The sequence below is a fragment of the Chryseobacterium sp. 14P4.3.2 genome, from assembly GCF_057799275.1.
Map to the genome: position 1 here is coordinate 419,393 of NZ_JBYOKO010000003.1, position 14,410 is coordinate 433,802.

The following is a 14,410-nucleotide window of genomic DNA, read 5'->3' on the forward strand; positions in this document are numbered from 1 at the left end:
AATGGTTTTATTAAGTTTTGACATTGAAGAATTTGATATGCCATTAGAGTATAAGGGTGAAATTCCCTTTGAAAAGCAAATTTCAATTTCGCAGACCGGGCTGGAAAGGATATTGGATATCCTTAAAAAACATAATGCCAAAGCTACTTTTTTTTCTACAGTAGTTTTTGCCGAAAACAGCAGGCATCTCATCGAAAGATTATTAAAGGAAGGTCATGAATTGGCTTCCCATACCTGGTTTCATTCAGAATTTGAAAACAAACACCTTAAAGAGTCACGGGAAAAACTGGAGGACCTGTTTTCAACGAAAGTAACTGGCTTACGAATGCCCAGAATGATGCCGGTAGATGATAAAGAGGTTGAGAAGGCAGGATATTCTTACAATTCGTCTATCAATCCTACGTTCTTACCCGGAAGATATAACAACTTAAAAGTATCGAGAACCTACTATAAAGAAGGAAATGTAACCCAGGTTCCTGCATCCGTATCTCCGAATTTCAGAATCCCTTTATTCTGGCTTAGTTTTCATAATTTTCCGCTGTCAGTCTATAAAAAACTGGCTTCAGATACTTTGAAGAAAGACCAATATCTTAATATTTATTTCCATCCGTGGGAATTTGCAGAAATTAAAGATGAAGCCTTTAAACTTCCAGGATTTACCGTAAAAAACTCCGGAAAAGATATGGTGGAAAGATTTGATTCGTTTGTAGGGTGGCTTAAAGAGAAAGGACATACATTCGGAACATTTCAGGAATTTCAAAAACAGATACAACGATGAAAATTGCCTTTGACGCAAAACGTTTTTTCCATAATACGTCCGGGCTGGGCAATTACTCAAGAGATCTTGTAAGAATACTCTCTCAGTATGAGCCAGACAACGACTACCTGCTGCTGAATAAAAACAGATCAGAGCGGGGAAAAGACATTTTGGAACGCCCCAATGTTCAGTTTGCGGCTACTTCAAAAGGGAAATTTTCCCGTCAGCTTGCTATGGGAAAAGATGCCCAAAAACTGGGAGCAGATATTTTTCATGGCTTATCCGGTGAACTCCCTTTAAAATGGGATCAGAAACCGATTAAAAAGATCGTTACCATTCATGATCTTATCTTTATGAGATACCCACAGTATTATTCTTTTTTTGACAGGAAAATACACTTCTGGAAATTTAAAAAAGCCGCTGATACAGCTGATAAGATCATTGCCATTTCTGAACAGACCAAAAGGGATATTATCCAGTATTTGAAAGTTCCTGAAAGCAAGATTGAAGTGATCTATCAGGGCTGCCACAAAGCATTTAAAGAACAGCAGTCTCCGGAATTGATGCAGGCTGCAAAAGAAAAATATAAACTGCCGGAAAGGTTTATTCTGAACGTAGGAACCATTGAAGGACGTAAAAACTTGTTGAATGTAGTAAAAGCAGTTAACGGAACCGAAATTCCATTGGTGGTGGTAGGCAGAAAGACAAAATATTATCAGAAAATAGACCGTTTTATCAAAAAGAATAAGATGGAAAAGCAGGTGCTGTTCCTGGAAGGTGTTTCCATGGATGAGCTGGCTGTGATCTACAAACTGGCTGATATTTTCGTATACCCAAGCTTCTTTGAAGGCTTTGGAATTCCTGTAATTGAGGCTCTTTTCTCAAAGACGGTAACCGTAACCAGCAATACAAGCTGTCTGCCCGAGGCAGGAGGAAAAGATTCCGTTTATATTGATCCCGATAATGATCTAGATATCAGGGCTAAAATAAAATTTCTCTGGGAAAATGAATCCGAGAGAAAACGCCGTGAGGAAAAGGGTTTCGAGTTTGTTCAGAAATTTAATGACGAACGAATTGCCAAAGAACTGATGAATTTTTATCAAAAAATATTCTGAAAAAACTTTGCCATTTAAAAATAAATCCTACATTTGCATCAGAATTCAATACAATGAAACCAACTTTTTTAGCATTACATCATTATTATCATCATCTCTGTTAGACGGAATTGATTGATATTATGTGTATACTAAAATCAAAAATAATTAAAAACCGTCTGAGTAAATAGACGGTTTTTTTGTTTCCTGAATCCTCCTCAGAAATTTTCAACAGATCATCTTTTATTTACTCAGACCTCAAAAAAGGCGAAATGAGTAAATTAAAAATTGCGATACAAAAAAGCGGACGGCTTTACGAAGAATCACTACAGCTTCTCAAAGATTGTGGAATATTGGTCAACAACGGAAAAGACCAGCTTAAAGTTTCAGTAGATAACTTTCCCATGGAGATTATGTATCTCCGGAATTCAGACATTCCGCAATACCTTGAAGACGGAGTGGTAGATATTGCCATTGTAGGTGAAAATCTTTTGATTGAGAAACAAAAAAAGATTCAGGTTGTTCAGAAACTTGGCTTCTCAAAATGCCGGGTATCTATTGCCGTTCCCAAAGAAATTGAAACCGATGATCTCAGTTTTTTCCAGGGGAAAAAGATTGCCACTTCTTACCCGAATACCCTTAAAAATTTTTTAGAAAAAAAAGAAATCGTATCAGACATTCATATTATTTCCGGCTCGGTGGAAATTGCTCCCAATATTGGCCTGGCTGATGGTATCTGTGATATTGTAAGTTCAGGAAGTACGCTGTTCAAAAATGGACTTAGAGAAACTGTTACCTTACTGAAATCGGAGGCAGTACTGGCAAAAAACCCTGAACTGTCCCCAGAAAAAGCAGCTATTCTTGACAAGTTTTTATTCCGGATTAAAGCCGTTTTAAGAGCTAAAAATTCAAAATATATTCTAATGAATGTTCCCAATGATAAAATTCAGAAAATAGCTGAAGTTCTTCCGGTTCTGAAAAGTCCTACCGTCATTCCGCTGGCGGAAGAAGGCTGGAGCAGTATTCATTCTGTGATTGATGAAGAACGATTTTGGGATGTTATTGATGAACTTAAAGACAATGGTGCGCAGGATATTTTAATCATTCCCATCGATAAAATGGTCATTTAAAAACTAAAATATGAATATCTATAAATATCCGAAAAAAGAGATTTGGAACGATCTTGTGAAACGTCCGGTTCTCAAACAGGAAGAAATTTCTGCCCTTATCAAGGAAATCTTTACAGAAGTTGGAAAAAATGGAGATCAGGCTTTGATTGATTTCAACAGGCAGTTTGATAAAGCCGAAACACCAGGCATTATAGTAACCGCTGCTGAAATTGACAATGCTGAGAATCAGATAACAGCTGATTTGAAAGAAGCTATTCAACAGGCAAAGGAGAATATAGCAAAGTTCCACGAATCACAAAGAGTAGAAATCCGGAAAATTGAAACCACAAAAGGAGTTGTTTGCTGGAGAGAGAACAGAGCTGTAGAGAAAGTAGGAATTTATATTCCGGGTGGAACAGCTCCTTTATTTTCTACGGTTTTAATGTTGGCTGTACCGGCTAACCTGGCGGGATGTAAAGAAATTATTCTCTGTACCCCACCTGATAAAAACGGAAATGTCAATCCTGCTATTTTATATGCCGCGAAGCTTTGCGGGGTTTCCCGAATTTTTAAAACGGGTGGAGCTCAGGCAGTAGCAGCAATGACTTTAGGAACGGAAAGCATTCCGGAAGTATATAAAATTTTTGGTCCCGGAAACCAGTTTGTAGTGGCTGCCAAAGAATATGCCCAGCGGTATGGAGTAGCCATTGATATGCCGGCAGGTCCAAGTGAAGTCCTTGTTATAGCAGATGAGCAGGCGGTTCCTGAATTCTGCGCAGCAGATCTTCTTTCACAGGCAGAACACGGAAGTGACAGCCAGGTTGTATTCATTACAACTGACATTAAAGTTTTTGATGAGACAATTAATGCTGTTGATCATCAGATCAGTGGTTTACCCAGAAGTGAAATGGCAAAAGTTGCATTAGAAAACAGTTCTTTTATTTTAGTTAATTCCCTGGAAGAAGCTCTTGAGTTCAGTAATCTTTATGCTCCGGAACATCTCATTCTGGCACTGAAAAACTTCGAAAATTATATTCCTGTGATTCAGAATGCAGGTTCTGTTTTCCTTGGGAATTATTCCTGTGAAAGTGCCGGGGACTATGCCAGCGGAACCAATCACACGCTTCCGACTAATGCATACGCAAAAAATTACAGCGGGGTATCTCTGGATAGCTTTGTTAAGAAAATAACCTTCCAGCATCTTTCCAAAGAGGGACTTCAAAATTTAGGAAAAACAATAGAGCTTATGGCGGAAGCAGAAGGCCTGTTTGCCCATAAAAATGCAGTATCAATAAGATTAAAAGAATAAATGTTGGGTAATGCAAATTCACAAGGATTTTATTCCCGATAAAATTGAAAAATGTAAAACGGTAATTAATCCTTTGCTGAAAATTCTGCGCCTATATAACATAAGATAAAAAGAAATTACGCCCTTGTGCTTATTTAAAAAAACCATTAAGAAAAGAAAGTTTCCAGGAAGAACGAAGATTCAGATTGATCTGTAATGGTTAAGAAAAGATTTAAAATGAAAAGCAATACAATGAAAAATAACAGTATCAAAACTTTAGTACGCCAAAATATATTACAATTACAGCCTTATATCAGCTTCAGGGATCATAATGAATTCGGCTCACCCGTATTTCTGGATGCCAATGAGAGTCCTTTTGGGGAATGTAACCGCTATCCGGATTCTACCCAGAAAAAACTTAAAAACCGTTTAGCAGAACTTAAAAAGTTATCTCCGTCACAGATGGCTATAGGAAACGGAAGCGATGAATTGATCGATTTGATTATAAAAATTTTCTGTGAGCCTAAAAAGGACTCTATTTTAATGATGAATCCCTCTTTTGCGATGTATGGTTTTTATGCCACCATTAATGAAAACAGAGTTTTAAAGCTTGATCTGAATGAGGATTTTGAAATAATAAAAGAAGACTTTTTAAGTAGTATAAAGGAAGAGTCTATCAAGGTTTTCTTCCTGTGCTCTCCCAATAATCCCACGGGAAACAGCGTAGAAGATATAGAATTTTACCTTCAGAATTTTAACGGAATAGTAGTGGTAGATGAAGCTTATATTGAGTTTTCCGGGAAAAAATCAAGTCTGGAGCTTCTTGATAAATACCCGAATCTGATCGTTTTGCAAACTTTCTCAAAAGCGTGGGGAATTGCAGGAGCAAGAGTAGGGATGGCGTATGCCTCTGAAGAGATTATTACTTTAATCAATACCGTAAAAGCTCCTTATAACGTTAATGTATTAAGTCAGGAGCTGATTTTAAAATCACTCAGCGAGGAAGGTAGGCTTACAGAAAATGTAAATAAAATTCTGGAAGAAAGAACGTGGCTTCAGGAGCAGTTTAAAGGAATTGAATGCATTGAAAAAGTATTTCCTACAGATGCCAACTTCTTTTTGATTGCGATGAAAAATATAGAGCAGGTATACGCGGAAATGCTCGATAAAGAGATTCTGACAAGCAGAAGAGATCCGGCGATTTCGGGATGTATCAGAATCAACGTGGGGAACCGACAGGAAAATGAAAGGCTAATTGATCTTTTAAAAAATATCCAGCTATGAAAAAAGTACTCTTTATAGACCGGGACGGAACATTGATAATGGAGCCTCCCACAGATTTTCAGGTAGATTCATTAGAAAAGCTTGAGTTTTATCCCGGAGTATTTCAAAACCTTGCAAAAATTGCCAATGAACTGGACTATGAACTGGTTATGGTCACCAATCAGGATGGTTTAGGAACTGAAAGTTTTCCCTTTGAAGATTTTAACAAACCTCATCAGAAAATGCTGGAAGCACTCGGAAATGAAGGTATTATTTTTAGTGATATTTTGATTGATAAAAGCTTTGAATATGAAAATCTTCCTACCAGAAAACCCGGAACAGGCCTGCTTGGAAAATATATATATGGGAACTATGATCTTGAAAATTCGTATGTAATCGGAGATCGAAGTACGGATGTTCAACTCGCTGAAAATTTAGGATCTAAAGCTATTTTTCTAAATGAAAACTTTAATGCCAAAGCTGATCTTACCACAACCTCATGGGCGGAGATTTACTGGTTTTTGAAGAGCGGAATGAGAAAAGCCAGCGTATTCAGAAAGACCAATGAAACTGAAATAGAAATTGAAGTAAATCTCGATGGCAAAGGGAAATCTGAAATTTCAACAGGGCTGCATTTCTTTGACCATATGCTGGATCAGATTGCCAGACACGGAAATATGGATCTTCGAATAAAAGTAAACGGAGATTTGTCTGTAGATGAGCATCACACCATAGAAGATACGGGAATTGTCCTGGGAGAGGCTGTTATAAAGGCATTAGGTAAGAAAAAAGGAATCGAGAGATATGGTTTCTTACTTCCGATGGATGACTGCCTGGCTCAGGTCGCGATTGATTTTGGAGGAAGACCATGGCTGGTTTGGGATGCTCCTTTTAAAAGAGAAAAAATTGGAGATATGCCTACAGAAATGTTTTTCCACTTTTTTAAGTCTTTTGCAGACTCTTCAAAATGCAATCTGAATATAAAAGCAGAAGGGGATAATGAGCACCACAAAATAGAATCTGTCTTCAAAGCATTTGCAAAAGCCGTGAAAATGGCAGTGAACCAATCTGATATTAACTACAGTTTACCTTCTACAAAAGGAAGTTTATAAAGAATGATCGCAATAATAAAATATAACGGCGGAAATGTAAACTCTGTTCAGAATGCGCTGAACAGGCTGAATGTGGATTCTGTAATTACAGATGATCCTGAGCAGATTTTAAAAGCCGATAAGGTTATTTTTCCCGGTGTAGGAGAGGCCTCTTCAACAATGAAACTATTGAAGGAAAAAAAGCTTGATCTGCTTATTCCAAATCTAAAACAGCCGGTTCTGGGAATATGTCTGGGGATGCAGCTGATGTGTAAAGGAAATGAAGAAGGAAATACGCAGGGAATGGGAATTTTTGATATTGAGGTCAGAAAGTTCCCATCCAGAGATATTGTACCTCATATGGGCTGGAATACCGTCTCTGGTAATGATTTTTCACTGTTTTCAGGAATTGAAAAGGAGAGTGATCTGTATTTCGTTCACAGTTACTATTGTGAACTGTCGGATTTTACAACTTCAGTCTGTGATTATATTTTGCCATTCAGTGCTTCTCTTCAGAAAGATAATTTCTATGCAGTACAGTTTCACCCTGAAAAATCGGGAAATACAGGCAGTCAGATCATCCGTAATTTTACACACTTATCATGATGAAAATTATTCCAGCTATTGATATTATCGACGGGAAATGCGTCCGTCTGTCAAAAGGAGATTATAACACCAAGAAAATATACAATGAGAACCCGGTGGAAGTGGCCAAAGAATTTGAAAACTTCGGAATCCGGTTTCTTCATCTGGTAGATCTTGACGGAGCAAAATCAAAACACATTGTCAATCAGAATGTTTTGGAAGATATTGCCCGTTCCACTTCGCTTCATATTGATTTTGGAGGCGGATTAAAAACTCAGGAGGATATAGAAACCGCTTTCAATTGCGGAGCGAAGCAGATTACCCTGGGAAGTATAGCGGTACAAAACCCGGAGTTCTGCTATCAAGCCATAAAGAAATATGGAACCGAAAAAATTATTTTGGGAGCAGATTTTGAAAACAGAAAAATTAAAACTTCCGGATGGCTGGAAGACAGTGATGAAGATGTTGTGGATTTTATCCTTCAGTATAAGGAAAAAGGGATTCAGACTGTTATTGCTACCGATATTTCAAAGGATGGAATGTTAGAAGGTCCTTCAACGGGCCTTTATATTGAGATTTTATATAAAACGGCTGTTCAGCTTGTGGCGAGCGGCGGGATTTCCGGGATCAAGGACGTCTATAAAATGAAAGATATCGGGTGTTCCGGGGCTATTATAGGAAAAGCTATTTATGAAGGTAAAATAAGCTTACAACAACTTCAAAACTTTATTGAAAATGCTTAAAAAAAGAATCATTCCCTGCCTGGATATTAAAGACGGATGTACGGTGAAGGGAATCAATTTTGAAGATCTTAAAAATGCAGGAGATCCCGTAGAACTGGCAAAGAAATATGAACAGGAGGGAGCCGATGAACTGGTCTTTCTGGATATTACGGCAACCATTGAGAACAGAAAGACATTTGTAGAGCTGGTGAAAGATATTGCGGAAGAACTGAGTATTCCGTTTACCGTAGGCGGAGGAATTTCTTCTGTGGAGGATGTAAGAAAGCTTTTGGAAGCAGGAGCCGATAAAATCAGCATTAATTCTTCTGCCGTAAGAAACCCTCAGTTGATTTCTGAATTAGCAAAAGAATTCGGAAGCCAGTGTGTGGTAGTGGCCATTGATACCAAACAGGTTGATATGTTGGATCTTGTCCACATTAAAGGCGGAAGGGAGGCTGCGAATCTGACTACCGTGGAATGGGCAAAAAAAGCAGCTTCTCTGGGTGCAGGAGAGATTCTCTTAACGTCTATGGATGGTGACGGAACAAAAAAAGGATTTGATCTGAGGATTACAAAACTGGTTTCAGAAAATATCAGTATTCCTGTAATTGCCTCAGGAGGAGCCGGAGCCGTTGATGATTTCTTTAAAGTATTCAGTGAAACACAGGCCACAGGTGCGCTGGCTGCAAGTATATTCCATTTTAATGAAATAAGGATACCGGAATTGAAACAAGAATTGAAAACTCAAAAAATAGAAATACGATGAATATCGATTTTAATAAAGATAATGGCCTCGTTCCTGTTATTATTCAGGATAACAGAACTTTGCAGGTCCTGATGCTGGGCTATATGAATGAAGAAGCTTTTGAAAAAACGAAAAAGGAAGGAATTGTTACTTTCTTCAGCCGTTCAAAAAAAAGACTGTGGACGAAAGGAGAAGAGTCCGGTAATTTTTTAACCGTAAAAAGTATTGATATAGACTGTGATCAGGATACGGTTTTGATCAGAGTGATTCCTGAAAACGTGGTATGCCATACCGGAAGTTTCAGCTGCTTTGGGGAAAAAAACTCTAAGGGCTTTCTATATGAGCTGGAAGACAAAATCTCGCAGAGAATAGACCACAGGGCAGAAGGCTCTTATACCTATTCACTGTACCAGCGGGGCATTAATAAAGTGGCTCAAAAAGTGGGAGAGGAAGCTGTGGAACTGGTAATTGAAGCTAAAGATAATAATGAAGTCCTCTTTAAAAATGAAGCAGCAGATCTGATGTATCATTTTTTAATTTTATTAAAAGCTAAGGGATTTGCACTCGAAGACATAGAGAGCGTGCTTCAGGACAGGAATAAGTAAAAAAAGACCTTTGAAATTTTTCAAAGGTCTTTTTTATTTGCAAAATCTAGGGAAGAGGCTTGCTGTCAGTCTAGGTCAATATTCTTTTTAAAGCAAGAAATTTTCATTGCTGTAATGATCTTTATTAATCAGAATTTTTTTTATTCAATAATTCTGAGTTAAAATTTACTATTATACGTCACCTTCTGTCGCTTTACTGGCCTACATTTGCTTCAGAACATTGCAAAGATGAGCATGATAATATATCAATACAGTATAATAAACTTTGTTTATATATTTTAGTATATGCTAAAAATTGTTAAATTTGTAAAAATCATAAACTAACACCAACTTGAAAACAGCACAGAAATGAGAATACTTTTTGGAATATCCATGCAGGATATACTGCGGTCTTATACTTAGGTCAATCTTATCATTAAAACTTTTCGACGTTGAATAATTTTCCGGGATTTCCGGAAGGGACAGGAATTTATACAATGTGTACAATATTGTATAATTAAATGCACATTATATCCCTGTTATTTGAAATGTTTACTACTATATTTGAAAAAAATCAAATACATATGAAAAAAATCTATCTTGGTGCATTTACCTTATGTACCATTCTGGGATCAGCCCAGGAAATTTTATGGCAGAAGGATCTGAAATCTTCAACACAGGACTTTCTGAGCCAGGTGACTACTACCATTGATGGTCAGTATCTGATCAGCGGAAGTTCTATTCAAAGCAATAAGCTTCAGGCTTCAGGCAGCAAACACAATAACGGTTACGATTTTAGATTAGTCAAATTAAATCAGAATGGAGAAGAGGTGTGGGAGAAATATTTCTCCGGAACCAATCATGATTATCTGTCTGCAACAGTCGCTACGCAGGAAGGAGGATTCGTTGTCACAGGGACTTCGCATTCAGGAAAAGGTCTTGACAAAAAAGAAGATTCTAAAGGAAATTCAGACATTTGGTTAATCAGAATCAATGAATTTGGAGACGAGATTTGGCAAAAAACATTAGGTACTGCTGCTGACGAAGAAGCCAGAGCGGTTATCCAAACCACAGATTTAGGATTTTTTGTGGCCGGAAATGTTCAGAATTCTTCCAAAGGCTACGGTTCTAAAGATGTCCTGATCATCAGGCTGGACAAAGACGGAAAAGAACTGTCCCAATTAATCTGGGGCGGAAAAGGACTTGATGAAGTTGAAAAAATGATCCCAACGAAAGACGGCGGAGCCTTACTCGGAATTTATTCCAGAAGTTCAGCGGTACAAGGTAAGACATCTCCCATAAAAGATGCCCAAAATACATCCGACACCCGACACCTGACTATTGTACAAAAACAAAGCGACAATTTCGGTGAAGGAGATTATACCGTCCTTAAAATAGATAAAAACGGAAAAATTGAGTGGGAAAAAAACTTCGGTGGCAAAGGTGATGATCACATCAGAACGCTTGCTTTGACTTCCACAGGATACATTATCGGAGGTGAATCCAGATCGGAAATATCAGGAAACAAAACGGTAGGCATTGAAGAGGGTACTGACCTGTGGTTGATTTTTTTAAACGAGAGAGGTGAAGAACAGTCGCAGAAATCTTACAATTTTGGGAACCGTGATCTCTTAATGGGAATGAGTGTCATTCAGAGTCAAGATTCAAGAGCCAGGAACCAGGACCTAACTAAAGGATTGCTTATAGGGGGATATACTCAGTCTGAAGGAAGAATAGAAGAAAATGACGAGACTTTTTGGATACTATATTTAGACCAAAATGGAAATGAACAGTGGAGAAAATATGTAACCGGAGAATCCAGACAGAAAGAAGAGAGACTTTCAGATCTGAAACTGAACAGAGACGGCTCTATTATTCTGGCAGGTACCAGTGCCACAGAACTGGGCAAAGAAAACTGGAAAATTGTAAAACTGGGAGACAAACAGGTTGATCAGTTAATGGAGAAATTTGATATCAAGATCTATCCGAATCCGGTATCTGATTATGCTTATGTAGAAATTGGCTTTGATTTTAAAGAGGCTGATATTATGCTGTATGATATGAGCGGAAGGCAGCTTCAGAGCTTGAAAACAAAGAATAAAGTAACCAAGATTAACACGCAGGCTCTGGTTCAGGGTGCTTATCTGGTGACCATAAAAACGGATACGAATAAAACGGCGAATGCTAAGTTAATTAAAAAGTAAAAACTAACCATCATGAAAAAAAATACAATAGCTGTTATTTTATTAACAGTTTTGGGAAATCATATACTTTATAGTCAGGCTTCTGCTGGTGGTGATATTGCTAAAAGCTATGTTGGGGATATCAATCAAATATTTCCGGCAGCCCCCACATCTAATAACCTGATGAAGTTTGAAGAAGTACCTGTGAGTTATTACACAGGAATTCCTGATATTAATATTCCTCTTTTCAATATTCCGACCAGTAATTCAAAAGTGTCGGTTGGTGTTCAGCTGAAATATCACCCTCTCAATGCAAAACCGGATGATAAAGCAGGAGAAACCGGTCTTGGGTGGAGTCTCATTGCTGGGGGAACGATATCCAGAACGATAAGAGGTGGTGGCTTGGATGAAAGCAATAGAGTTGTTGCATTTTCAGCTCCTCCTAAAACAAAATATGGGATTTATAATGAAATCTATAACCCAACATCAAAAATTATCAATAATCAACCTGTTGATATGACAGAGTATACTTTCTTTGCGGGAAAAGGAAGATATGACACAGAATATGATCTCTTCCAGTATAACTTCATGGGGCAATCCGGAAGATTTTATATTGTAAAAGATGCCGCAGGGGATTATCAAGTGGAAAAACTGGATAAAAATAATCTTAAGATTCGTTTTGAGAAAGCACCGCTGACTAATACTATTATTTCTTTTACCATAGTAGACGACAAGGGAATCAAGTATATTTTCAGTGGTATGGAGAGATCCCAAAAATCGATTACCAATACCAAAACAGGTCTGACAACGGGGATTGGAGATGTTGAAGCAAATCTTGAAATAGATGATTATTGGTCTTCATTTCATCTTACAAAAATTACGGATCAAAATGATACTACTTTAGCCTTGTTTAAGTATGAGGTTTCCTCATCAGTGAAATTTGAAGAACCTGTTACCCGAACCTACAGATATGCAAAAAATGTAAATTATTATAATACAAGTCAAAACAACGGAGGTGTTCAGCAAAATCCTGATTGGAATATGCCCGGAGCAACCGAAGCCCAAACAGTCAATAATAACACAAGTACAAAACTGTTAACAAGTATAGAAGTAGCAGATAAGGGAACGATTTATTTAAATTACGAAAAAGGCAGACAGGATTCTAATTACACAGAGTCTTCAGAACTTTATAAGCTCAAATCAGTCCAATCTAATTATTGGGGACAAAATATAGGACAGTATATTGAAAAATATACATTTGACTATGATTATAGCTATACGAATTATCAATCGGATATTTCGACAAGTGTATTGAAAAAGATGATTTTGAAAAAGGTGATTAAAATTTCACCCAATAACCAAAATCAGGAATATACTTTAGATTATTATAAAACAATGGGTACTCCAAATAAAGATGGTTGGGGATATTACCAAGGGGAACCTAATGATATAACAAATGATGTTATTAAATCTATTACCTATCCTACCAAAGGAAAAGTAGTTTTTAATTTTGGTACTAATGATTACAGTCATTACTATAATGGAGCAGTAATGGAAAGTATAACAGGTTATTGGAAAGAACAACCTTTTGAATTTACGACTAGTTTTGGAGGATTTAATCCTAGTAATAAAAAATTTTTCTTTACTGTAAATAGTCCTCAATATGCTAAACTTGTTTCTAAGATTGGAAGTTTAATTTATTATCAATGGAATTTTAAAATATATAAAAAAATCAGTGATAATAATTTTTTAGAAGTTCTTAATAAAGGAATGGGTAATCAGGCTTGTAATAGGCCACAGCCTTGCCCTATATACAGTCCGAATTTGAATGGAGAGGTTATTTCAGAATATTCTGATGATATTTATTTTGAACCTGGTACCTATTATGTTTCATTAGAGGGAGATTATTCGCCATCCAATCCCGGAAAAACCCGAGAAACATTTATGATCTATACAAAAGAAAATGTTTTTGTAAATGAATTGAAGAGAAATGGAGGCGGATTAAGAATCAATACTATTCAATATTTTGACAGTCCTGTTTCTACAAAACCTTCTAAAGAATTTTTGTACGACTATAAGGATATTAATAATACACAAAAAAGTAGTGGATCGTTGGTATTTCCAGAGCCAATAACAAGTTATAGTGATAGCTATTCCTATGTGAACAAATTAAATAATCCAGATATAACGTATAATGCTCAGTTTGATATAAAAACAAACTATAATATTCTTCCGGTAGAAAAGACCCAGGGATCTGATGTCGGGTACAAATATGTTACCGTAAAACAGATTGTAAGAGGTGATAATAATATTATTACTGATAACGGTAGTACTGTCTATCAATTTAGATCCCCACTTGATTTCCCGAATAAGCCGGGTATGGCTTTACAACCCCCTATTAAGCCCATTCCTAATCTCGATTATCTGAGAGGACAGTTGGTTTCTGAGAAAAAGTATAATTCAACCGGGCAGATTCTTTCAGAAACCCAAACGAATTACTCTTCCATAGAAGTTGAGAAAAATAGTGGTATCAAATTACTTGATAATTTTTATAGAAATTCAGTAGGGGATTATTTTAAATATAATAATTATCAGCAGCATTTTTATCATGTAGGCGCTGTACAGCTTACCATTCCTTATAAAAACTTCGAAAAGTTTGGGATCACTTTACCTACCTCTAAAACAGAAACGTCTTATTTCTATAAAAATGGGGTTCAAAGCTCGGTGAGCAGTACAAGCACAAGCGTTTATAACGCTTTAGACTATTTGTCCTTATCTACCCAGCTTTTTCCTGATGGTACATCCACTATTACCAATTACCTGTATGCCGCTGAGAAGAATAATCAGAAGCTCATTACTGCCAATATGATTGGTATTCCCTTAGAAACAGAAGTTGCTCAGAAAGCAAGCCCTTCGGGTCAGAGTAAAACTTTGGCTAAGACAGAGCTTATTTATGACCCGTCTACTGCGAGTCTTTTCCCTGATAAGG

12 protein-coding genes are annotated in these 14,410 nt (G+C 37.0%); all 12 read left to right on the forward strand.

Going from position 1 to position 14,410, the window contains the following annotated elements; all coding sequences use genetic code 11:
• Window position 1: 1 nt before the first annotated feature.
• Window positions 2–778 (forward strand): polysaccharide deacetylase family protein, encoded by a 777-nt coding sequence (locus AC27VX_RS07760; RefSeq protein WP_488694859.1) that lies wholly within the window; start codon window positions 2–4, stop codon window positions 776–778.
• The gene (locus tag AC27VX_RS07765; RefSeq protein WP_488694861.1) at window positions 775–1,872 is read left to right on the forward strand and encodes a glycosyltransferase family 4 protein; all 1,098 of its coding nucleotides are present in this window, start codon (window positions 775–777) and stop codon (window positions 1,870–1,872) included. Before AC27VX_RS07760 ends, AC27VX_RS07765 begins: the two co-directional genes overlap by 4 nt.
• Window positions 1,873–2,123: 251 nt before the next feature.
• Window positions 2,124–2,981 carry an ATP phosphoribosyltransferase gene (hisG, locus tag AC27VX_RS07770; protein WP_236859175.1) on the forward strand — a complete coding sequence of 286 codons (858 nt, stop codon included), beginning with the start codon at window positions 2,124–2,126 and terminating at the stop codon, window positions 2,979–2,981.
• A 10-nt stretch (window positions 2,982–2,991) separates the two neighbouring features.
• A complete protein-coding gene (hisD, locus tag AC27VX_RS07775) occupies window positions 2,992–4,269 on the forward strand; it encodes a histidinol dehydrogenase (RefSeq protein ID WP_488694863.1) in 1,278 nt (425 codons plus the stop codon).
• A 231-nt stretch (window positions 4,270–4,500) separates the two neighbouring features.
• On the forward strand, window positions 4,501–5,532 hold the full coding sequence (hisC, locus tag AC27VX_RS07780) for a histidinol-phosphate transaminase (protein WP_488694865.1): 1,032 nt from the start codon (window positions 4,501–4,503) through the stop codon (window positions 5,530–5,532).
• Window positions 5,529–6,623 (forward strand): bifunctional histidinol-phosphatase/imidazoleglycerol-phosphate dehydratase HisB, encoded by a 1,095-nt coding sequence (gene hisB, locus AC27VX_RS07785; RefSeq protein WP_236859178.1) that lies wholly within the window; start codon window positions 5,529–5,531, stop codon window positions 6,621–6,623. The genes hisC and hisB overlap by 4 nt, the downstream gene beginning before the upstream one ends.
• A 3-nt stretch (window positions 6,624–6,626) precedes the next feature.
• Window positions 6,627–7,208 (forward strand): imidazole glycerol phosphate synthase subunit HisH, encoded by a 582-nt coding sequence (gene hisH, locus AC27VX_RS07790; protein ID WP_488694867.1) that lies wholly within the window; start codon window positions 6,627–6,629, stop codon window positions 7,206–7,208.
• The gene (gene hisA / locus AC27VX_RS07795; RefSeq protein ID WP_488694887.1) at window positions 7,208–7,930 is read left to right on the forward strand and encodes a 1-(5-phosphoribosyl)-5-[(5-phosphoribosylamino)methylideneamino]imidazole-4-carboxamide isomerase; all 723 of its coding nucleotides are present in this window, start codon (window positions 7,208–7,210) and stop codon (window positions 7,928–7,930) included. The genes hisH and hisA overlap by 1 nt, the downstream gene beginning before the upstream one ends.
• On the forward strand, window positions 7,923–8,675 hold the full coding sequence (hisF, locus tag AC27VX_RS07800) for an imidazole glycerol phosphate synthase subunit HisF (RefSeq protein ID WP_236859180.1): 753 nt from the start codon (window positions 7,923–7,925) through the stop codon (window positions 8,673–8,675). The genes hisA and hisF overlap by 8 nt, the downstream gene beginning before the upstream one ends.
• Entirely contained in the window at window positions 8,672–9,259 is a 588-nt protein-coding gene (gene hisIE, locus AC27VX_RS07805; RefSeq protein ID WP_488694870.1) for a bifunctional phosphoribosyl-AMP cyclohydrolase/phosphoribosyl-ATP diphosphatase HisIE, read from the forward strand. Before hisF ends, hisIE begins: the two co-directional genes overlap by 4 nt.
• A 563-nt stretch (window positions 9,260–9,822) precedes the next feature.
• The gene (locus tag AC27VX_RS07810) at window positions 9,823–11,442 is read left to right on the forward strand and encodes a T9SS type A sorting domain-containing protein (RefSeq protein ID WP_488694872.1); all 1,620 of its coding nucleotides are present in this window, start codon (window positions 9,823–9,825) and stop codon (window positions 11,440–11,442) included.
• Between the two features lie 12 nt (window positions 11,443–11,454).
• A partial coding sequence (locus AC27VX_RS07815) for a hypothetical protein (RefSeq protein ID WP_488694874.1) occupies window positions 11,455–14,410 on the forward strand: 2,956 nt, incomplete at its 3' end.